Genomic DNA, 22,956 nt, shown 5'->3' on the forward strand with positions numbered 1-22,956 from the left:
GTGCTCATCTTTTTGCTGCGCGTTCTAACTGTGATAAAATATGTATACTTAGCATGAAGGAGGAAAATCATGACACAAATGCGTTTTACTGAAGAAGACTTTAACACATTTACAATAGACGGCTTAGACCCACGCATGGAGGTGTTAAAAGAGCGGGTTCGTCCGAAGCTGACTGCTTTAGGCGAGCACTTTGCCCCGACATTATCCGCTTTAACCGGAGATGAAATGTTTCCCCATGTGGCCAAGCATGCAAGGAGATCAGTCAACCCTCCTGCAGACAGCTGGGTGGCATTCGCAAACAGCAAAAGAGGCTATAAAAAACTGCCGCATTTTCAAATCGGCTTGTGGGAGAGCCATGTTTTTGTATGGTTCGCGATCATTTATGAGTCCCCTATAAAAGAAGAATACGGCAAATTGCTTGAAGCGAATCAAGACAGCATTACAAATCACATTCCAGACAGCTTTGTTTGGTCTGCGGATCACACAAAACCAGGGGTCCATAAGCAGTCAGAAATGGGCAAGGAACAGCTCAAGACATTGTTTGAACGGTTGCAGACAATAAAGAAAGCCGAGCTGTTATGCGGCATTCAGCTTCAAAAAGAAGAGGTGCTGAATATGAATAACCAAGAATTCCTTCAGCGAATCGATGATGCCTTCCAGCAGCTTGCATTTCTGTACCGCTTAACCCAAAAAGTATCACAAGCATAAAAAAGAGCCGGGACCTTTCATCCGGCTCTTTTCCTTTTACATCTTAATCTTTGCCTGGTCAGATTCCTTCGCCTGCTTGACCGTACGATAAGGAGAGTATGTACTTTGTTCCTCAAACTCGCCGCACAGCTTTTTTTCTTCTGCTTTTCCCGGCACAATTTCTTTGAATCGCCGATACGTCTTAAGCAGCTCTTCACGGTCGGCTCCCTTTTCATAAGCCAGCTCAACCTGCTGGAAAAATGCAATCACATCCACTGCTTCTTCGGTTGTCCAATCTTCATTCATCGGATATTGGTATTCCATTTTCTTCACTCCTTATAGATTCGCTTTCCTTTTACAAAAAGCATCTTCATTTGATCATAAATTGTTCTTTACATTCTTTCAAGTTCATAATATAATTCATTTGTTTTACGTCTAAAAAACGGTTGAGAAACTGATTTTAATACACACTAATATGCATAGGTATTACTACAAAGGTGGGAAAACAATTGTCGCAACATGAAACACCCTTATACACAGGCCTGAAAAAGCACGCAAGCAGACAGCCTGTTCAATTCCACATTCCCGGCCATAAAAAAGGGGCAGGAATGGATCCAGAGTTCAGACAATTTATCGGTGAAAACGCGTTAAGTATAGATTTGATTAATATTGAACCATTAGATGACCTGCATGCGCCTAAAGGCATCATTAAAGAAGCGCAGGATTTGGCTGCCGAAGCTTTCGGCGCGGATCACACCTTTTTTTCTGTTCAGGGAACAAGCGGCGCAATCATGACAATGGTGATGGCTGTCTGCGGACCTGGAGATAAAATCATCATTCCAAGAAATGTGCACAAATCCATTATGTCAGCTATTGTATTTTCCGGAGCCGTCCCAATCTTTATTCATCCTGAAATTGACAATGAACTGGGCATCTCTCACGGCATTACACTTGAATCCGCTAAACGGGCGCTGAATGAACATCCTGATGCCAAAGGGCTTCTTGTGATCAACCCGACATATTTCGGAGTAGCTGCTGATTTAAAAAGCATTGTAGAACTAGCCCACTCCTTTGATGTGCCGGTTCTGGTCGATGAAGCACACGGCGTTCATATTCATTTTCACGACCAATTTCCGCTTTCAGCGATGCAGGCAGGTGCAGACATGGCTGCGACAAGTGTGCATAAACTAGGCGGATCACTGACACAGAGCTCTATTCTAAACATGAGAGAAGGCCTTGTTTCTAAAGACAGAGTGCAATCGATACTCAGCATGCTGACAACCACGTCTACTTCTTATTTGCTTCTAGCCTCTTTGGACGTCGCCAGAAAACGGCTTGCGACAGAGGGCTATCAGCTTGCTGAAGAAACGTTGAAGCTTGCTAATCAGACGAGAGAACGTCTGAACCAAATTGACGGTATTTACTGTGTCGGCTCTGAAATTATCGGTTCTAAAGCCGCTTACAATTATGACCCGACAAAATTAATTATTTCAGTTAAAAACCTGGGGCTCACAGGACATGATGTCGAGAAGTGGCTGCGGGAATCCTTTAATATTGAAGTAGAGCTTTCAGATCTGTACAACATTTTGTGTATCTTCACACCTGGTGACAGCCAGAACGATGCAGATCGCCTTGTGGAAGCTTTAAAAGAGATAGCGCGTCAAATGTCAGCAAATGATGTTACGCATAAACAGACAAAGGTACTGCTTCCAGAAATCCCATTACTGGCGATGACGCCGCGTGACGCTTTCTATGCAAATACAGAAGTTGTTCCATTAAAAGAAGCAGCAGGACGGATTATCGCTGAATTTGTGATGGTGTATCCTCCTGGAATTCCTATCTTTATCCCGGGCGAGATTATTACAGAAGAAAACATCAGCTACATCTTCAAAAACATTGATGCCGGACTTCCAGTTCAAGGACCGGAGGATTCTACTTTGAGCATGATTCGAGTCATAAAAGAGCAAAAAGCTATTCAATAAATACAAAAAGCATGCGGCTAAGCCGCATGCTTTTTCTTACTCTTCATCAAGAGGACACTGACATTGTCCGCAGCATGTTCCGTATAACGTTGTAACCTTCTCATCCTCGAAGTAATGAATGGCTTCGTTACAATCTTGGCAAACAATCGTACCCATCTCTCATTCCCCATTTCTTTTAATTTTGAAAACGCTTAATTTCTTTTGTTGGTATTATATTAATATGTCACATTTAAAATGTCAACAACAAACTGTATAACACATTTATTTCAAAAACTTTTAATGTAACATGTTTTTTCTTTTCGGTTCCATGAATTATCATCTTCTTAACAAACGCTTTCATTCGATACTTATGCTGAAAAGACATTGTGATTTCATGTTTTCGCGAACTTTTTTTGAATAGTGTAACGAAATTGCAAATGATTCGCGATGAATAATGTGTGCGTTCAGAGTATTCGGTTTAAAGAGATGTTATCTCTCTTTAAAAACGGTTTCAATTATATAACAATTAGGTAACAAGAAGCAGATGACGCGGTTACTCGTGATAAACTAAAACTAGTTTACTATGGTTTATACAGAGGAGAAGATAGATGCGATATCGCGCGGTATTTCCCATACTGATGATAGTATTTGCTTTATCGGGCTGCACCCTTTCCACAATCAATCCAATAAAAAAAAGCCGAATTGACAGCATTCATCATACTCAAATCCTATTTTTTTCTGATGAAAATCAAATTGATCAAGAGGCGTCATATTATGATGCTCTGCTAGATTTAGAAAAGGATTATCCTGATCAAATAGATAAAATGAAGGTATACGATAACAGAAAAGGCTGGGAAGATGAAATCGAAACCGTCCCTACTCTCATGGTAGTTGATCAGCGGCATGTCGTTGTGAAAATAGAGGGATGTGTGAAAAAGAAAGAAGACATCATTAAACCATTACAGCATGTACTGTCTAAATAAATAAAACAGCCCCCGCTTACGGGGCTGTTTTTTATGTCATCTCTATTATTTTACGATGTGAATCGGGCTTCCGATTGCCACTTCAGCAGCTTCCATTGTGATTTCACCCAATGTTGGATGTGCATGAATTGTCATAGCAATATCTTCAGCAGTCATGCCGCCTTCGATAGCTAAACTTAATTCAGAAATCATGTCAGAAGCGCTTGCGCCGGCGATTTGCGCACCGATTACAAGGCCATCCTCTTTACGAGTGATCAGCTTCATGAAGCCGTCAGTTTCGTTAAGAGAAAGCGCGCGGCCGTTTGCTGCAAATGGGAATTTAGCAGCAACAATGTCAAGGCCTTCTTCTTTCGCTTGTGCTTCAGTGTAACCGACTGATGCAAGCTCAGGCTCAGAGAAGACAACCGCAGGAATACCAAGGTAATCGATTTCTGCAGGCTCTCCAGCGATCGCTTCTGCAGCAATCTTACCTTCGTAAGATGCTTTGTGAGCAAGCGGCGGTCCTTCAATGATATCACCGATTGCATAGATGTTAGGTACGTTCGTGCGGCACTGTTTGTCAGTTTTGATAACACCGCGGTCAGTCATTTCAATACCGACTTGCTCAAGACCAAGCTCATCAGTATTTGGACGGCGTCCGACAGTAATCAGTACGTAATCAGCATCAACAGTTTTTTCTTCACCTTTTACTTCGAAAGTGACTGTTACGCCGTCAGCTTTTTCTTCAACGCCTTTAGCCATCGCGTTTGTATGGATTTCAACGTTGCCTTTTTTCTTCAGTCTGCGAGTTACAAGGGAACTCATTTGTTTTTCGAAGCCTGGAAGAATTTCATCTCCGCCTTCAAGAATAACAAGCTCAGTTCCGAAGTTTGCATACGCAGTTCCAAGCTCAGTTCCGATGTATCCGCCGCCGATAACAACAAGCTTTTTAGGAATTTCTTTAAGAGCCAAAGCACCTGTTGAATTTAGGACACGATCAGTATATTTGAAGTTTGGCAATTCGATAGGACGAGAACCAGTCGCAATGATTGCGTTTTTGAACGTGTATGTTTGAGCAGAATTCTCATCCATTACACGAACTGAATTGCTGTCTACAAAGTAAGCTTCGCCTTTTACTACATCTACTTTGTTGCCTTTAAGAAGACCTGCTACACCGCCAGTAAGCTTGTTAACAACAGAAGTTTTCCACTCTTGAACTTTTGTGAAATCAACTGTTACGTTCTCAGCAGTGATTCCCATGTCATCAGAATGCTTAGCATTCTCATAACGGTGGCCAGCATTGATCAGCGCTTTTGAAGGGATACATCCAACGTTCAGACAAACGCCTCCAAGAGTTGCTTTTTCAACGACTGTTACTTTTTGTCCAAGCTGTGCAGCGCGGATGGCAGCTACATAGCCGCCAGGTCCCGCACCAATTACAAGAGTATCTGTTTCAATAGGGAAATCTCCTACTACCATAACATTACGCCTCCATTAAAATTAATTGTGGATCGTTCAGTAAACGCTTGATGTGATTTAGTGCATTTTGCGCAGTCGCTCCGTCGATCATACGGTGGTCGAAGCTGAGAGAAAGAGCTAAGACTGGAGCTGCTACGATTTCGCCATCACGAACAATCGCTTTTTCTGCAATGCGTCCGATACCAAGAATCGCAACTTCTGGATGGTTGATAACCGGAGTGAACCATTGTCCGCCGGCTGAACCGATGTTTGTAATTGTGCAAGATGCGCCTTTCATTTCAGCTGGAGCAAGCTTGCCTTCACGAGCTTTTGTTGCAAGGCTGTTGATCTCATCAGAAATTTCAAAGATCGCTTTACGGTCTGCATTTTTTACAACTGGCACAAGCAAGCCTTTTTCAGTGTCAGCAGCAATACCGATGTTGAAGTAATGTTTTTGGATTACTTCATCTGTTTTATCGTCAATTGACGTGTTTAAAACAGGGAATTTTTTCAGTGCAGATGTAAGAGCTTTTACAACGTAAGGCAAGTATGTCAGCTTGATGCCTTGATCAGCAGCAACCTGTTTGAACTGTTTACGATGTGCAACAAGGTTTGTTACGTCCACTTCGTCCATTAGTGTTACATGAGGAGCAGTATGTTTAGAGTTAACCATCGCTTTTGCAATTGCTTTACGGATACCACTCATTTTTTCGCGAGTTTCTGGGAATTCACCCTCTGGAGCCGGTGCAGCAGCCGGTTTAGCAGCTGTTTCTTGAGGTGCAGCCGTTTCTTGCGGCGCAGCTTCTTGCGCTCCTCCGTTTACAAAGCTGTCGATATCTTCTTTCACAACACGTCCGTTGTTGCCTGAACCTGTTACTTTACGGATATCTACGCCTTTTTCACGAGCGTATTTACGTACAGAAGGCATAGCGATCACGCGTTTGTTCGGGTCAACTTCAGCTTGATCCTGCTGTCCTGCACCAGTTTCTTTAGCAGGCTCTTCAGCACGCTCTTCTTTCGCAACATCTTGTCCAGCTTCACCAGTAGACTGAACTTGTGCTTCAGTTTTTGCGTCGCCAGACTCATCGCTGCCTTTAAATTGAAGGTCTTCGTAACCAGGTGCATCAAACGTAATGATCGTTTGTCCAACAGTTGCAACCGTTCCCTCTTCAACTTTTAATTCTAATACTTTTCCTTTAACAGGTGAAGGAATTTCTACTACTGCTTTATCATTTTGGACTTCCGCCAGTACATCATCTTCGTCAACCTCATCGTTAGGCTTGACAAACCATTTTACGATTTCGCCTTCGTGGATACCTTCCCCGATATCTGGAAGTTTAAATTCAAATGCCACAGTTCTCGACCTCCTAGTTTGATTAAGCAATTTTAAAGTTTACAACGTAAGCATTGAAAACAGATATATAATAGAGGGAAAACGTTCATCTTCCCTCTCGATTATGCAGTTTGATTAAAATTCAAGTACTTTTCTTGCTGTTTCAAGAACATCTTTATGGTTTGGAAGCCATACGCTCTCCGCTTGAGAGAAAGGAAATACTGTATCAGGCGCAGCCACGCGAAGTACAGGTGCTTCCAAGCTCAAGATCGCACGGTCATTAATTTCTGCTACTACGTTTGCAGCAATACCGGCTTGTTTTTGTGCCTCTTGAACAACAATCGCGCGTCCTGTTTTTTCTACAGATGCGATGATTGTATCAATGTCAAGCGGGCTTACAGTGCGAAGGTCGACAACTTCAGCAGAAATGCCGTCTTTTTCAAGCTCCTCGGCAGCTTTTAATGATTCATGAACCATTGCGCCGTAAGTGATGATTGAAAGGTCAGTACCTTCACGTTTTACGTCAGCTTTGCCAAGCTCAATTGTGTATTCTTCTTCAGGAACTTCCTGACGGAAAGAACGGTAAAGCTTCATGTGCTCTAAGAAAACAACAGGATCGTTGTCTCTGATCGCAGAAATCAAAAGTCCTTTGGCATCGTAAGGAGTTGATGGAATAACAACTTTGATACCAGGCTGTTGTGCAACAAGACCTTCTAAGCTGTCAGCGTGAAGCTCAGGAGTATGAACACCGCCGCCGAACGGAGAACGAATGGTTACAGGTGAAGTCCAGCGTCCGCCAGAACGGTAACGCATACGAGCCATTTGGCCAGAAACTGAATCCATTACTTCGTAAACAAATCCAAAGAATTGGATTTCCATTACCGGACGGAAGCCGTTTAAGCCTAAACCAAGGGCAAGACCGCCGATACCAGATTCAGCAAGTGGCGTGTCAAACACACGGTCTTCACCGAATTCTTTTTGCAATCCTTCTGTCGCACGGAATACGCCGCCGTTAACACCAACGTCTTCTCCGAAAACTAAGACATTTTCGTCATTTTTCAGTTCTGTGCGTAACGCATCCGTGATTGCTTGAATCATTGTCATTTGCGCCATGGCTTACTTCGACTCCTTCTGTGTATAAATTTCAAATTGCTCCTCAAGGTTATGAGGCATTTTTTCAAACATGATTTTCATTAAATCAGTTACTTTTTGCTTAGGCTCAGCATCCGCTTTTTTGATCGCCTGCTTAATTTCTTCTTTTGCATCCTCGATTACTTTTGTTTCTTCTTCTTCAGACCATAGGCCTTTGTTTTCAAGGAACGCACGGAAGCGTACAAGCGGATCTTTTTGCTCCCACTCGTTTTCGATTTCTTTTGTGCGATATTTAGTCGGATCGTCACCAGCCATTGTGTGCGGGCCATAACGGAATGTCAGTGTTTCAATCAGTGTCGGGCCTTCGCCGTTAATCGCGCGTTCGCGTGCTTCAGCAGTTGCAGCGTATACAGCAAGCGGATCCATTCCGTCTACTTGTACACCCACAATACCGGCAGCTACTGCTTTTTGTGCAATTGTGCCTGCTGCAGATTGTTTTTCAACTGGAGTTGAAATCGCGTAGCGGTTGTTTTGTACAACGAAGATCGCAGGTGCTTTATAAGCGCCGGCAAAGTTAATTCCTTCGTAGAAGTCCCCTTGTGAAGCTCCGCCGTCACCAGTATAAGTGATTGCGACAGCTTTCTTACCGCGTTTTTTAAGACCTAGCGCAACACCGGCCGTTTGAATGTATTGAGCACCGATAATGATTTGTGGAGAAAGGGCATTCACATCATCAGGCATTTGGTTTCCTCGGAAATGTCCGCGAGAGAACAGGAACGCTTGATATAATGGAAGGCCGTGCCAGATTAACTGAGGCACATCACGGTATCCCGGAAGAACGAAGTCTTCTTTTTCAAGCGCGAAATGTGTAGCAATCTGAGAAGCTTCTTGGCCCGCAGTAGGAGCGTAGAATCCGAGACGTCCTTGACGGTTTAATGAGATAGAGCGCTGATCAAGCACACGCGTAAATACCATGCGGCGCATAAGCTCTTTCAATTGATCATCAGTTAAATCAGGCATCGCCGCTTCATTCACGACTTCTCCCTTTTCATTTAAAATTTGGAACGTTTCGAACTGCTTTTTAATGGCATCAAATTGCTTCTTACTATCAACGATTACTTTTTTCGTTTTTGCAGCCATACTAAAGTCACCTCTTCCTTTCTTTTAAACAGTCATTAGACGTGCATTCCTTTTATACATACAAACTTAGGGTACCCTAAAGTATCAGCAGTAAGTCGTATATATTTTAGCCGATCCCCAGTTTGCCGAAACCATTTATGTAGGATAGTTACACTCTGCTTTGAACTGTATTATTTCGAAGTTGTAAAAAACTAATACAACACCGCTTAACATGGATTAGTTTACACCATATAAAGAAGAACCGTCAATCGTTTTCATCGCTGATTTTCAATAAATGTATTCGCTTTACATTTTCTATAAAAAAACAGATGCAGCCTGTACCTCAAACTGTACTAGTATAACCTATCACACTGTACTACAATAGAAATTTAAATTTTGAATAGAATTTTAAAAAAGAGCTGATCATAGTCAGCTCTTTTTTATATGATAGCCTGCGGCGTCATATAAATCTTCGCGGGCTTTATTATATTTCTCCGTTTGCACATCAAATTCGCCGCTTTGTTTAAGGACTTTTTTATAAGAAGCATTCGCTTTTTCGATCTGCTGATCAAGCTTATCCAGCGTCAAGTCTTTGTCTTTCAGCAGCTTATACAGTTTTTTATCAAGTTTAATGGCTTTTTCATATTCTTCAGACATAGAGCTGTATGCAGCATATCTTTTTTTCATATGATCTGCCGCAGTCTCGGCCTTTGCCTTGATGTGTTTATCCTTAATATTTTCTGCGGATGTTTTGGCTTCCTCAAATTCTGATTCGGATTTTTCGATGCTCTCATTTTCAAGCTTCAGATGTTCTTCGCGTTTATTTACATTCTCAAGCGCTTCGTCTGATAATGAAACGATTTTTTTATAATCATCCATATTGAGCTTGATGACATCATTGTAGAGAGCATGTTCTTTTTTCTCTAATTCCTCGAGCGTTTTCTGTTCTTCTTGAAACGGTTTTTCTAGATCAGCGACTTTTTCTAATGAGTCATGAAGTGAATCCAGCGGATCCTGTCCCACGCACCCTGTTAATAGTAAAGTCACAGCGCAAAAGGCTCCGATTTTCACACCGTGGCGCCGTTTTATTCCGTCTTTCACGTTAAATCCCCCAATCTTGACAATTTCTACTATAGAATCCATAGAGATATTTGACAATAGCCAGGTGGTTATCGCATGGCTTGCTGAGCAAAAAATCAAATCTAAATCGTCAAAAATCAGGACAGATGACCATACAACTTTTTTGTTTTTACATAGGTTATTGTAGACGCTATGCCTACTACAAGGCTCTGGCGTAATTAAAAGAGGAGGTTATGTTCATGTACGGTTATGGATATGGTTACGGCGGAGGCTGCTGCAGTTATGGTTACGGATATGGCGGAGCAGGATATGGCCGCACATTTGCGTTAATCGTTGTTTTATTCATTCTGTTAATCATTGTTGGAGCTGCTTATTTAGGCGGAGGCTGTTGCTAATTACACAGTAAAACACTGACCAGCCATTTACGGCTGGTCATTCGTTTCGTTGCACCTTTACGAAGAAATCCGATATAATTTACATATTAAGCTTTAGGAGTGAAGTTTCTTGATTACTATGGAAAACATCGTGCGCGACGGCCACCCTGCCTTAAGAGAGACAGCAGAGCCTGTCGGGCTGCCTGCCACAGAAGAAGAAAAACAGCAGCTGGCAGATATGATTGAATTCGTAAAAAACAGCCAAAATCCGGAATTAGCTGAAAAATACAATCTGCGCCCCGGCGTAGGACTTGCGGCACCTCAAATTAATATTAATAAACGGATGATCGCAGTCCATGCAGAAGATGCTTCCGGGAAGTTATACAGCTATGCATTGTTTAACCCGAAGATCGTCAGCCATTCCGTTGAAAGAAGCTATTTAACAAGCGGTGAAGGCTGCCTGTCAGTTGATGAGGCAATTCCCGGCTATGTTCCGCGCTACGCTCGTATCAGAGTGAAAGGAACAACACTGGAGGGAGAACAAATAGACATTCGTTTAAAAGGATTTCCGGCGATTGTATTTCAGCATGAAATCGACCATTTAAATGGCGTTATGTTTTATGATCATATCGATAAAGAAAATCCATTTAAAGAACCTGAAAACGCGATGGCGATTGACCGCTAAAAGAAAATATGCGGCTGACACTATAAGTGCCAGCCGCTTTTTTATTTTAGCAGGCCTAATTCTTTGACAGCATAAGCAATTCCATCCTCGTCTACAGGCTTTGTTACAAAATCCGCAACTTCTTTTAATTCAGGAACGGCATTCCCCATGGCAACGCCTGTTCCGACAAACTGAATCATTTGCAGATCATTTAATCCGTCACCGAAGGCATATGTATCGCTGATATCAAACGGAAGGCGCTCGATTACTTTTTTAATCCCCTCCGCCTTTGATCCGCCGCGCGGCAGCACATCAGTCGAAAGCTCATGCCAGCGTACAAGATCGAATTCTGGAAAAGCCCCATAAATTTTTTCTTCTTCATCCTGGCAAAACAACAGAAGCTGAAAAATTTCTTTTCCTTCATAAAAGAGGTCATCGGTTTCAGGATAGTCGGTTTTCAGGCTGCCGATTCCCTCCAAGACATGAGGATGGTCAGCAACAGTCGCTTTCATTGTATCTTCAGCCATAAACACAACCGGGTGGCTTCCTTCTCCCGCCTGCTTTAACAATTTTCTGATTGCCTCTTCAGGCAGCGGATTCTTATAAATCACTTCATTTTCAAAGACGACATACTGACCGTTGTAGGAAATAAATGAGTGAATGCCTAACTCCTCTAAAATCGGCTTCACCAGAAACGGGGACCGCCCGCTGGCGATAAACACATGGTGCCCCTGCCTTTGAAGCTCCGCTACCGTTTTTCTTGTGCTTTCCGGTATCTTTTTGTCGTGATCATATATCGTGCCGTCAATATCGAAAAAAATTAATTTTGAGTCCATCGTTATTCCCCTTTATCGTCTAAATCTGCAATTCCCACACTCATCATACAAAAAGATTTCAGTTCAGCAAACTATTTCCCTCAAAAACAAAATAAAATTCCATTAATATCCACGAAAAGTCCGTGCTAAACTCCGTATACTATTTGTATAAAACAGCCTTGGACAAGTATCAATCGAAGGAGGGACCGCGTTATGCTTCGGAAGTTAAAAAAGAAACTCAGAAGACAATGGAACGGAATGCTCCGCAGGAGAGCCATTGCCTGATAAGGGATCTGTCCCTTTTTGAAAGGTCCTTATTTTGCTCAAGACTTTCCTTATATTCCGTTTTCGAATATAATAGAATAAGCGAGTCTAACATACGGCATTTAAGGAGAGATTTGGATGATTTATAAGGTATTTTATCAAAAAAAAGCTGAGGAAGTACCTGTTCGGGAAAAAACAGATTCACTTTATATTGAAGGCGTATCAGAGCGTGACGTCAGAACGAAACTGAAAGACAAGAAATTTAATATTGAATTTATCACACCTGTTGACGGTGCTTTTTTAGAATATGAGCAACAGAGTGAAAATTTTAAAGTATTGGAGTTATGAGCGGTATGAAATTTGTAAAAAACGATCAAACTGCTGTTTTCGCCCTCGGAGGACTGGGCGAAATCGGTAAAAATACGTATGCGGTGCAGTTTCAGGATGAAATTGTGCTGATTGACGCGGGGATCAAGTTTCCCGAGGACGAACTGCTCGGTATTGATTACGTCATTCCCGATTACACGTATTTAGTTAAAAACGAAGATAAAATTAAAGGGCTTTTTATCACTCACGGGCACGAAGACCATATCGGCGGCATCCCGTACCTGCTTAGACAAGTCAATATTCCCGTTTACGGCGGTAAACTCGCGATCGGCTTACTTCGGAATAAACTTGAAGAGCACGGATTATTAAGACAGACTAAGCTTAACATCATCGGTGAGGATGATATCGTAAAATTTCGCAAAACGGCTGTGTCATTCTTTAGAACAACACACAGTATTCCGGATTCCTACGGTATTGTTGTAAAAACGCCGCCCGGAAACATCGTACATACTGGAGATTTCAAATTCGACTTTACTCCAGTCGGCGAGCCGGCAAACTTAACGAAAATGGCCGAAATCGGCAAAGAAGGCGTTCTGTGCCTCCTTTCAGACAGCACAAACAGTGAAAACCCCGAGTTCACTATGTCTGAACGCCGTGTCGGAGAAAGCATTCATGACATTTTCCGCAAGGTGGACGGCCGAGTTATCTTCGCTACATTTGCGTCGAATATTCACCGCTTGCAGCAGGTAATTGAGGCTGCTGTATTAAATGGAAGAAAAGTTGCCGTATTTGGACGCAGTATGGAATCGGCTATCGAAATCGGACAAACTCTCGGCTATATTAACTGTCCTAAAAATACGTTTATTGAACATAATGAAATCAATCGCATTCCTGCCAATAAAGTAACGATCCTGTGTACAGGAAGCCAAGGGGAACCGATGGCGGCTTTATCCAGAATTGCAAACGGCACACACCGGCAGATTTCAATCAATCCTGGAGATACAGTCGTATTTTCTTCATCCCCTATCCCGGGCAACACAATCAGCGTGAGCCGCACAATTAACCAGCTGTATCGTGCGGGGGCCGAGGTTATTCACGGACCTCTTAATGATATCCATACATCCGGTCACGGCGGACAGGAAGAACAAAAGCTGATGCTTCGTTTAATCAAGCCTAAATTCTTCATGCCGATTCACGGTGAGTACAGAATGCAAAAGATGCATGTCAAGCTTGCGACAGATTGCGGCATCCCTGAAGAAAACTGCTTTATCATGGATAACGGTGAAGTATTGGCGCTTAAAGGCGATGAAGCTTCAGTTGCCGGTAAAATCCCATCCGGTTCAGTATATATCGACGGTAGCGGTATCGGTGATATTGGAAATATCGTGCTTCGCGACCGCAGAATTCTTTCTGAAGAAGGTCTTGTGATCGTCGTTGTCAGCATAGATATGGATGACTTTAAGATTTCAGCGGGCCCTGACTTGATTTCCAGAGGGTTTGTTTACATGAGAGAATCAGGTGATTTGATCAATGACGCCCAGGAGCTCATTTCAAACCACTTGCAAAAAGTCATGGAACGAAAAACCACTCAATGGTCAGAAATCAAAAATGAGATCACGGATACGCTTGCTCCGTTCTTATATGAAAAAACGAAACGCCGCCCAATGATCCTTCCGATCATTATGGAGGTTTAAAAAAAAGATGCACTCACTTAGGAGTGCATCTTTTTTATTGCAGTGCTATATGCTGAAATGACTTTACATCAAACAACCCTGTTGTCGTCATTTTGATGTCAGGAATGACAGGCAAAGCCAAAAATGAAAGCGTCAAAAATGGGTTAAACCGGTCTTTGAAACCGATGAATGAGAGCTTTTCATGAAGCGTCATTAAGCTTTGATTCACCAATTCTGCAGATTGGTCGGATAATAACCCCGCAATCGGCAGAGGAACCGAGTGAAGTTCTTCCCCGTCTTTTATAACTGTTAATCCGCCGCCAATTTCCTGCAGCTTATTTACTGCGGCTGCGATATCGGTGTCATTTGTCCCCACGGCAATGATATTATGCGAATCGTGTGAAATCGTTGTTGCAATCGCCCCGCTTTTCAAACCAAATCCTTTCACAATACCAAGTCCCGTTTCTTTTAATCCCTTATGCCGTTCCACGACTGCAATCTTTAACAAGTCAAGATCGATATCAGGCTGAAAAATGGGTGCTTCCGGAGCCGGAACACTCACCAGGCGTGTTTCAAGCTGATTTGGTATGATTTGAATGACATTCATCTGCTGCTGAGGATCAATTGGCATATGAAAATCCTGTTCGGAAAGAGGAGCAGCAAGGTTAACGGAATGAAGCAGCGTCAGGTCTGGTGTTAGCGTATGAGCTTGCGCCTGACAGACTGCTTTATTATCTTCAGCAACAGTTTGTCCTTTTACCAACGTCTTTGTGACAGTGACATTTTCCACATCTGAAATAAAGAGCAAATCGGCGTCAAATCCCGGAGCAACCGCTCCCTTTGTATCTAGTCCGTAGCATTCCGCTGCATTCAGGCTTCCTAATTGGTATGCCAAAAACGGATCGAGACCTGCTTGAATAGCCATTTTCACCTGATGATTCACACTTCCCTCTGACAATAAATCATCTACGTGTTTATCATCAGTACAGAAGAAGAAACGGCGCGCATTCTTTTCATTAACAGCCGGCAGCACTTTCATTGTATTTTTGGCGACTGACCCTTCTCGCATCATGACGTACATTCCTCTTCTGATACGATCCAGCGCTTCTTCCTTCGTCGTTACCTCATGATCGGTCAAGACAAAAGCGGTTCTGTAAATATTGATGAGATCAGTTGACAAGCCTGCTAAATGTCCGTCAATCCGTTTCCCCGCGCTCCGGGCATCAAACAGCTTATTAACCATGTCTGCTTCACCCTGCTCAACCGATACATAATCCATCACTTCAGCCAGACCCAATACCTCCTTCTCTTCGTAAAATGGCTTCAAATCGGCCGCCTGAAGTACCGCACCGGATCTCTCAAAGCTGGCGGCAGGCACACTGGAGGGAAGCATAAAATGGATATTCAGCGGTGTTTGGCGAGCCTGTTCAATCATAAATTTGATCCCTTCCTGACCGGACACGTTCGCTATTTCATGCGGATCGGTAATGATGGTCGTCACGCCATTCGGCAATACGGCTTTTGCAAACTCGATCGGTGTCACCATTGATGACTCAATATGTACATGACCATCAATAAATCCCGGCACAATGACTTGCCCCTCTGCATCAATGGTTTCTTCACCTTCATACAGGCCGAGGCCTACAATAACTCCGTCTGTTATCGCAATATCTTCATAAATCCACTGATGATTATATACGTCCATGATTTTCCCGTTCTTAATGACGATGTCAGCTTTTTGTCTGCGGGCTGAAGCATTCAGCCTTTTGACCAGCGCTTCTTTATTCAAATGGCCCCCTCCTCTTTTTTATTTATATGGTACAATATGCTATCGGAACGCTTATCCGTAGTCAATAAAATTTTAGTAAATTGGCGCTTAGTTCATTAAAGTTGTTATATTCTGATAATATGAAAAAACCGCCCCTAAGGACGGCTTATATTTCTTCTATTTCGTATGAAGAACTCTTTTCTCAAAACGTGAAATATCCGTAACCGATCCAATGACGATGAGAATATCTTCTTGATGTATCACTTCAGTCGCAAGCGGCGACACGATGACTTCCTTGCCCCTTTTAATCGCTACAATATTAATACCGTATTTCGCCCGTATATCTAAATCGAGAAGAGTGTTTCCGGCAAGACGGCTGTTGGCCACGATCTCGACAAGACTATGCTCTTCTGACAGCTCCAAATAATCAAGTACATTGTTGGAAACGATATTATGCGCAATTCTTTTTGCCATATCACGTTCCGGGTGGACAATGTGATCCGCGCCGATTTTGGACAGCACTTTTTCATGATAATCGTTCTGAGCCTTAACTGTAATCGTATTGACACCCAGTTCTTTGAGGATCAGAGTTGTTAATATACTCGCCTGAATATTTTCACCGATCGCAACAATGACGTGGTCAAAATTCCTCAAACCTAAATTTTTCAGAACAGATTCGTCGGTCGAGTCTCCGATGACGGCATGTGATGCAATCTTGGCATACTCGTTGACTTTATCTTCATCAATATCCATCGCCATGACCTCGACGCCCTCTTCGCTCAATGCTTTGCATATACTTCCACCAAAACGGCCGAGACCAATTACGGCAAATTCTTTTTTCATAGTGGTGCTCCTTTACCTAACATCATATTGATCAAATTTTAACATATTCTTTTGAAGCAGTGTTAATTTCATCAACCTTTTGGCAGCGAATTCATATGCTGCTTAAGCCGTTCAGTAAAGCCCGGGGTCAAATAAAGCTCCGCTCCCCGTTCAATCTCGATTTGATAATGCTGAGGAGGTGCTGTTTCTGCTTCTTTTCGGAGGACGAGAAAGGTTAAACAATCGGTATAGAGCTTTCCCCCTGCTTCAACGTCTACAAATGCCGGCCGATAGGTAAGAGATTCAACCCCTTCCCTTTTATACAAATAGGTGACAGCTGAAAAAGGAAGACGATACAGAACCCCTTCTGTCGTGCCTCCGTCTTCAGTGATATCCGCTCTTGAGCCGTCTGGCCTTTTTAACGTAAAGCGGGTTGTATACCCTTTTAAAACAGCTCCTCCCACTGGATCTTGAAAATAATGATCAACCCCTGCTTTTTGAAAACGGGCATTGTCCATACAAGATCCATAGGCAAAATAGTACACGGGATCTTTAGATTTGCTGATCATCTGATGTTCTTTCCAGTCACCGCTGCCTATTTTCACAAAGTCAGCACAATCATCTTTTTCCATATAATATACAAGTGCTTCCTTGATTCCAGCATCAGTTTCGACATGTACAGATTTCTTGTGGTAGCCTTGATAAAAAAGATCAAGCTTATGTATACACGATTCATCTGCTTCATATATCTCACCGCAAATATAGCCATCAGCCCCAAACACGGCCGCGGGTTCCTCGGCTGCCGTATTAAAAAGACTTCCCTTTGTCCGCGCCTGCTCACTGATACAAGCCGACTGTGATAACAAATGATGATTTTTTTCATGCTTCCTTAAGGTCCCATATACAAACAGAAGCGAGTTCATCTTGTTTTTCCCCTCTCAGCTGTCAGATTTCAAAGGCAAAACAACTTGAAAGATGCTGCCTTTTCCAGCTTCACTTTCAATCTTCAATTCCCCGTTATGTTCCTTTAATATTCTCAAACAAATGGCGAGCCCCAGCCCTGTGCCTTTCTCCTTTGTTGAATAAAAAGGTTTTCCGATTTGCTCAAGCTTTTCCTGTGACATGCCGTTCCCTTCATCTTTTACGCTTATTACGGCGTGTGAAGCTGTTTTAGCAGTGGAAATCGTTACGACACCGCCCTTTGGCATTGCTTCAATTCCATTTTTAATAATATTGATAAAAACCTGCTTCAGCTGGTTTTCGTCCCCTTTAATCATACAGGCTTCCGTCTCACCAAAATTCTTTTCAATAGCAATATTGGACAATATGGCATTCGTATCAAGCAATGTCGTGACTTGTTTCAAAATTTCATTGATTGGGTGCGTTTTAAATGTAATTTCCTGCGGCTTCGCCAGCAGCAGCAGCTCGCCGAGCACCAGATCAATTCTTTTAATCTCTGAAAAGATGATATCAAAATAATCTTTTCTATCCGGATATGATGTTTTCATAATTTGAAGGAATCCGCTGACGGACGTTAAAGGATTTCTGACCTCATGTGCAATGCCGGCAGCCAGTTCACTCGTGATTGACAGTTTCTGCGACTCCCTCGCAAGCCGTTCATTAATTTCCAGAAGCTCATCTTCAGCCTCTTTTCGCTCAGTGATGTCTGACATTGTACCCAGGCTTCCGGTAAATTGCTCATCTCGGTCATAGTAAAGTTTATAGTGAACCTCGCCCCAAAAAATCGTCCCGTTCTTTGTCACATATTTTGCCGTAAACATCCCCGAGGACGCTTTGTTTTTGATTTGAGTATTAATGTGATCAGCTACATGCTTTTCTTTTATGAAGTAATCATTATACATTGTCCCCATACATTCACTGATCGAAAAACCTGTGATGGCTGCCCACGCTTGATTTAAGTATGTAATTTCGCCTTTTGCGTTTGTTTGAAAAACGATCTCCTGTAAATTATCCATGATGCGGTTCTTCTCATCAGAAAGCTGTTTATACTTCCATTCATTATCTTTCATTTTCTTGACCAGCTGTTTTTTCTCATCGACATAATACGCCAGCATCCAGACACTGAAAATCGTTACTGCTGTATACACAATGTCAACAGGCCAATTAATCGGGTTTTTGCCTATAAAATAAAATAAATAATCCCAAAACATAATAAAAATCATTGCCAAAATAATGGAAATGATACGTGCTTGATATTTTCTCATATGACCACCTGCCGCTTGTGTTTCTCTGTTTATTGTACCATTCTTCGACAAATAATTGAGTAAAATATGTAAAGTATCCCAAATCATTCATTACCTTTTGTTCATGATGTCATATCTTAGGCGGCGGTAATCAGAAATCGGCACGCAAAAAAAGGCGGAGATTACACCATTCCGCCTTTTTCAACATATATTATTCTTTTAAAGCGGCTTGAATTTCTTCGAGAAGCAGCTGTGCGCCTTCAGGGCTTAACGTAATTTTACCGTTGCCGTACTCTTTATTTTCTGAAGTGATTTCCCCAGTCATTAAACAAACGCCATGAGGTTTGTACTTTTTCAAAATAATTTTATCGCCCTCGACAAAAAACTCAATGCTGTCTTTAATAGCAATATCCAGTGCCCGTCTTAACTCTATCGGCATAACAATACGGCCTAATTCATCTACTTTTCTTACAACACCTATTGATTTCATAAAAAACCCTTCTTCCTTAAATGTTTCTTTTTTCATGTAATATTCAAGGTTGTACCTCAATATATCGTAGACGTACGAAACTTAGAAAAAGTTTCCCGCTTTCTTGAAGAATCGCAAGATATTTTTTCCATAAAACCGAAAAATGTATTACTTCTGTTACACCCTTCCGCAGTTTTTTACAAAAACATTTCTTTCCCGACGCACACCCCCAAAAATCACTTCTTTTCTTAGAAACTTTAAATGTAGAATCATATAAAATCAGGATAAAGATTGGGTGAAAACATGTTTCAATCAACTGAAATTGGAATTGACTTAGGAACAGCTAATATACTTGTTTACAGCAAAAATAAAGGAATCATCTTAAATGAACCTTCTGTTGTCGCAGTAGATACAACGACTAAAGCAGTGCTTGCGATCGGGACTGACGCGAAAAATATGATCGGTAAAACACCGGGAAAAATTGTCGCTGTCAGACCGATGAAGGACGGCGTTATCGCTGACTACGACATGACAACTGATTTGTTAAAGCACATCATGAAAAAAGCCGGAAAGAGCATCGGCATGTCGTTCAGAAAGCCGAATGTCGTTGTGTGCACACCATCAGGCTCAACTGCAGTGGAACGCCGCGCCATCAGTGACGCGGTGAAAAATTGCGGAGCGAAAAACGTCCATTTAATTGAAGAACCGGTGGCAGCTGCAATCGGAGCGGATTTGCCGGTTGACGAGCCGGTTGCTAACGTGGTGGTAGATATCGGCGGAGGGACGACGGAAGTCGCGATTATTTCCTTTGGAGGCGTTGTCTCCTGCCATTCAATCAGAATCGGCGGAGACCAGCTTGATGAGGATATCGTTGCTTTTGTGCGGAAAAAGTACAATTTGCTGATCGGTGAACGTACAGCTGAGCAGGTTAAAATGGAAATTGGCCATGCATTGATTGAGCATGTGCCGGATGCAATGGAAATTCGCGGACGTGACCTTGTGACGGGGCTACCGAAAACCATTATGCTTCAATCAAATGAAATTCAAAACGCGATGCGTGAATCTCTCCTTCATATTCTTGAAGCGATTAGAGCCACACTTGAGGACTGTCCTCCTGAATTAAGCGGAGACATTGTCGATCGCGGCGTTATTTTAACAGGCGGCGGGGCGCTTCTTAACGGGATCAAAGAATGGCTGTCAGAAGAAATCGTTGTACCTGTACACGTGGCGCCAAACCCGCTTGAATCCGTGGCAATCGGCACCGGCCGTTCTTTAGAGGTGATTGATAAGCTCCAAAAAGCGGTTAAATAATCCTTTTCTCGCAAAATCTCAGAAAGTAATTGAAATTCCTGCTTCTTTTTTCCTCTCTCGCTTCATATTGTGGGAAATGGAGAAACGATAAGGAGGAAACAGATGCTTAGAGATTTAGGAAGACGGGTAGCGATTGCAGCCATTTTGAGCGGAATCATTCTTGGAGGCATGAGCATTTCACTGGCAAACATGCCTCATGCGCCTGAAGGTACTGTAAAAATGAATCATCCATAAGTGTTGAAAAGCCCAAAACCATTTTGTTTTGGGTTTTTCTCTTTGCACTCCTTTCTTTTCTTTATAGGAGATTATTTGATATGATGAGAAAAAAGCACGAGGAGGAAAGATTGATGGATACATTTTCAGAGAAACTAAATACATATGCCCAGCTGGCGGTTGAGGTCGGCGTTAATGTCCAAAAAGGCCAGTATGTGGTGGTAAATGCTTCGACGGAGGTACGCGATTTCGTCCGTCTGATTGTAAAACATGCATATGAAAAAGGCGCAAAAAATGTAACAGTGAATTGGCAGGATGACGAATTGGCCAAATTAAAATATGAACTGGCGCCGTTTGAAGCCTTTGAAGAGTATCCTGAATGGGAAGCGAAAGGCAGAGAAGAGCTTGCCAAGAAAGGAGCTGCTTTTATTTCAGTCGTATCCTCAAACCCAGATTTACTGCAAGGTGTAGATTCCAAACGGATTGCCGCCTTCCAAAAAGCTGCAGGCAAAGCGTTACATACATACAGACAATACATTCAATCTGATAAAGTGAGCTGGACTGTCGTCGGTGCTGCATCAGCAGGTTGGGCTCAGAAAGTATTCCCTGGCAAATCAGAAGAGGAAGCGACACAGCTCCTGTGGGAAGAAATTTTTAAAGCCACACGCGTAAACGAAGAAAATCCGGTTCAAGCGTGGATCAATCATGATCAAAACCTTCATGAAAAAGTTGATCACTTGAACCAAAAACATTATGCCGCTTTACATTACCAAGCAGAAGGAACTGATTTAACAATCAAGCTGCCGAAAAAACACGTTTGGGCAGGTGCCGGAAGCGTAAATGAAAGCGGACATGAATTTATGGCCAATATGCCGACAGAAGAAGTATTCACACTGCCGCAAAAAGACGGGGTTGACGGGTTTGTATCGAGCACAAAACCGCTAAGCTACGGCGGGAACATTATCGAAAACTTCACGCTCACATTCAAAAATGGCCGTATTGTTGACATTAAAGCCGAAAAAGGAGAAGACATTTTAAAAGAATTGGTCGAAACAGATGAAGGCTCTCACTATCTTGGTGAGGTAGCTCTTGTCCCGTACGATTCGGCTATTTCACAGTCAAATATTCTTTTTTACAACACTTTATTTGATGAAAATGCGTCAAATCATCTGGCGATCGGCAGTGCCTATGCTTTTAATATTGAGGGCGGAAAACAGATGTCTCGCGAAGAGCTTGTCAAAGAAGGCTTAAATGAAAGCATTACCCACGTAGACTTTATGGTTGGTTCTAAGGATATGAACATTGATGGAATTACTGAAGACGGAAAAAGAGAGCCTATCTTTAGAAATGGAAATTGGGCTTTTTAAATAAAGAAGGAGGCTTTCGCCTCCTTCTTATTTTTTTGCTTCATACATTTGCAGATTGGCATAAACTGTTTCTAATATTGGTGTTGAAAGAGACAAACGCTTTGCTTTATCAAGCAAAAAGCCGTGCAGATGATCTCCTTCAGTCGTTTGGCCATTTTCCATATCACGGAGCATGGAGGATTTCATATGATAAGACATGCTTGTCATTGTGCGGAAGCTGTCTTCTTCAAGCTCTGGATCAGCCGGAACTCCTTCCTTGCGCAAGATCATACCGATTTCCCCAATGAGTGTTCGCGCAGTGTGCCGTCCGCTCTCTGTTTCAAGGATTGGTCCAAGCGGTCTTTGAAATAAGGTTGTCATTCCTGCTTGTGCTGCAATAAACAGATATTTTTTCCAGATGTCTTTCTCAATATGCCCGCTAATGATGACCTCTGCCTTCACTCCTGCAAATGCTTCCTCAAGCTCTTTTATCCGTTCCGTACGCTCACCGTTCCATTCACCGAACACAAAACGATGCGACGCACTTGTATGGTTGATTTCTCCCAGATTGTTTAAAGCACTTTCTATGAAGCACAGCCCGCCCAGCACCTGATCTTTCGAAAATGCCGTAAACAGCTGCTCGTAATGACGATAACCGTTTAAGAAAGGAATAATGACTGATTCGCTATGGACAAAAGGTTTGACATCGCTAATCACCTGACCGAGTGAATATGCTTTAGAAGCGATGATGATTACATCAAACTGTTCTTTTTCTCCTGCAGTGATTACTGCGGGCTGAAAGGACACGTCACCCTTTTCACTATGAATAACTAGTCCCGTTTGTTTTAACTGTTCAGCTCTTTTTTGACGGACAAGAAACGTCACCGCATTCCCTTTCTCTGCAAGCCGTCCGCCAATATAACCGCCTACTCCACCTGCTCCGACAATTAAAAATTTCAAGTTAATGTCCCCTTTCTTTTCTATGTACAAAAAAAAGCAGAGAATTCTCTGCTT

At 42.5% G+C, this 22,956-nt stretch carries 24 protein-coding genes; 10 read left to right on the plus strand and 14 right to left on the minus strand.

Going from position 1 to position 22,956, the window contains the following annotated elements:
• Positions 1-69 precede the first annotated feature (69 nt).
• Positions 70-708, plus strand: a complete 639-nt coding sequence (locus tag KXD37_RS14170; protein WP_263463626.1) for a YktB family protein — start codon at positions 70-72, stop codon at positions 706-708.
• 36 nt (positions 709-744) lie between these two features.
• On the opposite strand, the gene KXD37_RS14175 is transcribed toward KXD37_RS14170, so the two are convergent.
• The gene (locus KXD37_RS14175) at positions 745-1,011 is read right to left on the minus strand and encodes a UPF0223 family protein (RefSeq protein ID WP_024121266.1); all 267 of its coding nucleotides are present in this window, start codon (positions 1,009-1,011) and stop codon (positions 745-747) included.
• 185 nt (positions 1,012-1,196) lie between these two features.
• On the opposite strand from KXD37_RS14175, the gene speA reads away from it, so the two are divergent.
• Entirely contained in the window at positions 1,197-2,669 is a 1,473-nt protein-coding gene (speA, locus tag KXD37_RS14180; RefSeq protein ID WP_024121265.1) for an arginine decarboxylase, read from the plus strand.
• A 36-nt stretch (positions 2,670-2,705) separates the two neighbouring features.
• Here speA and KXD37_RS14185 read toward each other — a convergent pair whose 3' ends face one another.
• Positions 2,706-2,825 carry a GapA-binding peptide SR1P gene (locus KXD37_RS14185; protein WP_010334106.1) on the minus strand — a complete coding sequence of 40 codons (120 nt, stop codon included), beginning with the start codon at positions 2,823-2,825 and terminating at the stop codon, positions 2,706-2,708.
• Between the two features lie 431 nt (positions 2,826-3,256).
• On the opposite strand from KXD37_RS14185, the gene slp reads away from it, so the two are divergent.
• Complete coding sequence (slp, locus tag KXD37_RS14190) at positions 3,257-3,631, plus strand: peptidoglycan-associated lipoprotein Slp (RefSeq protein WP_024121264.1); 375 nt, start codon at positions 3,257-3,259, stop codon at positions 3,629-3,631.
• A gap of 45 nt (positions 3,632-3,676) precedes the next feature.
• Here slp and lpdA read toward each other — a convergent pair whose 3' ends face one another.
• The 5 genes from lpdA to KXD37_RS14215 all read right to left on the minus strand — a co-directional run bounded on the left by lpdA (position 3,677) and on the right by KXD37_RS14215 (position 9,713).
• On the minus strand, positions 3,677-5,089 hold the full coding sequence (lpdA, locus tag KXD37_RS14195) for a dihydrolipoyl dehydrogenase (protein ID WP_024121263.1): 1,413 nt from the start codon (positions 5,087-5,089) through the stop codon (positions 3,677-3,679).
• Between the two features lie 4 nt (positions 5,090-5,093).
• Positions 5,094-6,422 carry a pyruvate dehydrogenase complex dihydrolipoyllysine-residue acetyltransferase gene (gene pdhC / locus KXD37_RS14200; protein WP_024121262.1) on the minus strand — a complete coding sequence of 443 codons (1,329 nt, stop codon included), beginning with the start codon at positions 6,420-6,422 and terminating at the stop codon, positions 5,094-5,096.
• Positions 6,423-6,536: 114 nt separating this feature from the next.
• Positions 6,537-7,514, minus strand: a complete 978-nt coding sequence (gene pdhB, locus KXD37_RS14205) for a pyruvate dehydrogenase complex E1 component subunit beta (RefSeq protein WP_014113660.1) — start codon at positions 7,512-7,514, stop codon at positions 6,537-6,539.
• Positions 7,515-7,517: 3 nt separating this feature from the next.
• Entirely contained in the window at positions 7,518-8,633 is a 1,116-nt protein-coding gene (pdhA, locus tag KXD37_RS14210; RefSeq protein ID WP_024121261.1) for a pyruvate dehydrogenase (acetyl-transferring) E1 component subunit alpha, read from the minus strand.
• Positions 8,634-9,041: 408 nt separating this feature from the next.
• On the minus strand, positions 9,042-9,713 hold the full coding sequence (locus KXD37_RS14215) for a YkyA family protein (RefSeq protein WP_106020366.1): 672 nt from the start codon (positions 9,711-9,713) through the stop codon (positions 9,042-9,044).
• Between the two features lie 218 nt (positions 9,714-9,931).
• On the opposite strand from KXD37_RS14215, the gene KXD37_RS14220 reads away from it, so the two are divergent.
• Positions 9,932-10,087, plus strand: a complete 156-nt coding sequence (locus KXD37_RS14220; protein WP_024121259.1) for a YjcZ family sporulation protein — start codon at positions 9,932-9,934, stop codon at positions 10,085-10,087.
• A gap of 109 nt (positions 10,088-10,196) precedes the next feature.
• Positions 10,197-10,751: a peptide deformylase gene (gene def, locus KXD37_RS14225; protein ID WP_044156028.1), complete on the plus strand. Its 555-nt coding sequence runs from the start codon at positions 10,197-10,199 to the stop codon at positions 10,749-10,751.
• A gap of 41 nt (positions 10,752-10,792) precedes the next feature.
• Here the strand turns inward: def and KXD37_RS14230 are convergent, their stop codons facing one another.
• Positions 10,793-11,566, minus strand: a complete 774-nt coding sequence (locus KXD37_RS14230; protein ID WP_263463627.1) for a Cof-type HAD-IIB family hydrolase — start codon at positions 11,564-11,566, stop codon at positions 10,793-10,795.
• 381 nt (positions 11,567-11,947) lie between these two features.
• On the opposite strand from KXD37_RS14230, the gene rnpZA reads away from it, so the two are divergent.
• Together rnpZA and rnjA are read left to right on the plus strand one after the other, a co-directional pair.
• A complete protein-coding gene (rnpZA, locus tag KXD37_RS14235; protein WP_010334097.1) occupies positions 11,948-12,157 on the plus strand; it encodes an RNA polymerase subunit omega 1 in 210 nt (69 codons plus the stop codon).
• 5 nt (positions 12,158-12,162) lie between these two features.
• Positions 12,163-13,830, plus strand: a complete 1,668-nt coding sequence (rnjA, locus tag KXD37_RS14240) for a ribonuclease J1 (RefSeq protein ID WP_010334096.1) — start codon at positions 12,163-12,165, stop codon at positions 13,828-13,830.
• A gap of 34 nt (positions 13,831-13,864) precedes the next feature.
• Here the strand turns inward: rnjA and ade are convergent, their stop codons facing one another.
• The 5 genes from ade to abhA all read right to left on the minus strand — a co-directional run bounded on the left by ade (position 13,865) and on the right by abhA (position 19,093).
• Positions 13,865-15,598 (minus strand): adenine deaminase, encoded by a 1,734-nt coding sequence (ade, locus tag KXD37_RS14245; RefSeq protein ID WP_106020368.1) that lies wholly within the window; start codon positions 15,596-15,598, stop codon positions 13,865-13,867.
• Between the two features lie 156 nt (positions 15,599-15,754).
• A complete protein-coding gene (ktrC, locus tag KXD37_RS14250; RefSeq protein ID WP_010334094.1) occupies positions 15,755-16,420 on the minus strand; it encodes a Ktr system potassium transporter KtrC in 666 nt (221 codons plus the stop codon).
• A 71-nt stretch (positions 16,421-16,491) separates the two neighbouring features.
• Entirely contained in the window at positions 16,492-17,322 is an 831-nt protein-coding gene (locus KXD37_RS14255; RefSeq protein WP_106020369.1) for a gamma-glutamylcyclotransferase, read from the minus strand.
• A 15-nt stretch (positions 17,323-17,337) separates the two neighbouring features.
• Positions 17,338-18,624: a two-component sensor histidine kinase KinC gene (gene kinC / locus KXD37_RS14260; protein WP_024121254.1), complete on the minus strand. Its 1,287-nt coding sequence runs from the start codon at positions 18,622-18,624 to the stop codon at positions 17,338-17,340.
• Between the two features lie 190 nt (positions 18,625-18,814).
• Entirely contained in the window at positions 18,815-19,093 is a 279-nt protein-coding gene (gene abhA, locus KXD37_RS14265; RefSeq protein ID WP_095714714.1) for a transcriptional regulator AbhA, read from the minus strand.
• Positions 19,094-19,375: 282 nt separating this feature from the next.
• Between abhA and mreBH the strand changes: the two genes are divergently transcribed.
• From mreBH to KXD37_RS14280, 3 genes are all read left to right on the plus strand, one after another.
• The gene (mreBH, locus tag KXD37_RS14270; RefSeq protein WP_024121252.1) at positions 19,376-20,383 is read left to right on the plus strand and encodes a cell shape-determining protein MreBH; all 1,008 of its coding nucleotides are present in this window, start codon (positions 19,376-19,378) and stop codon (positions 20,381-20,383) included.
• 102 nt (positions 20,384-20,485) lie between these two features.
• Entirely contained in the window at positions 20,486-20,617 is a 132-nt protein-coding gene (locus KXD37_RS14275; RefSeq protein ID WP_024121251.1) for a protein YkpC, read from the plus strand.
• 113 nt (positions 20,618-20,730) lie between these two features.
• Entirely contained in the window at positions 20,731-21,963 is a 1,233-nt protein-coding gene (locus KXD37_RS14280; RefSeq protein WP_106020639.1) for an aminopeptidase, read from the plus strand.
• A gap of 27 nt (positions 21,964-21,990) precedes the next feature.
• On the opposite strand, the gene KXD37_RS14285 is transcribed toward KXD37_RS14280, so the two are convergent.
• Positions 21,991-22,902 (minus strand): ketopantoate reductase family protein, encoded by a 912-nt coding sequence (locus KXD37_RS14285; protein WP_101865186.1) that lies wholly within the window; start codon positions 22,900-22,902, stop codon positions 21,991-21,993.
• Positions 22,903-22,956 lie beyond the last annotated feature (54 nt).

The sequence above is a fragment of the Bacillus sp. XT-2 genome (assembly GCF_025696525.1).
GTDB classification, from domain to species: domain Bacteria; phylum Bacillota; class Bacilli; order Bacillales; family Bacillaceae; genus Bacillus; species Bacillus halotolerans.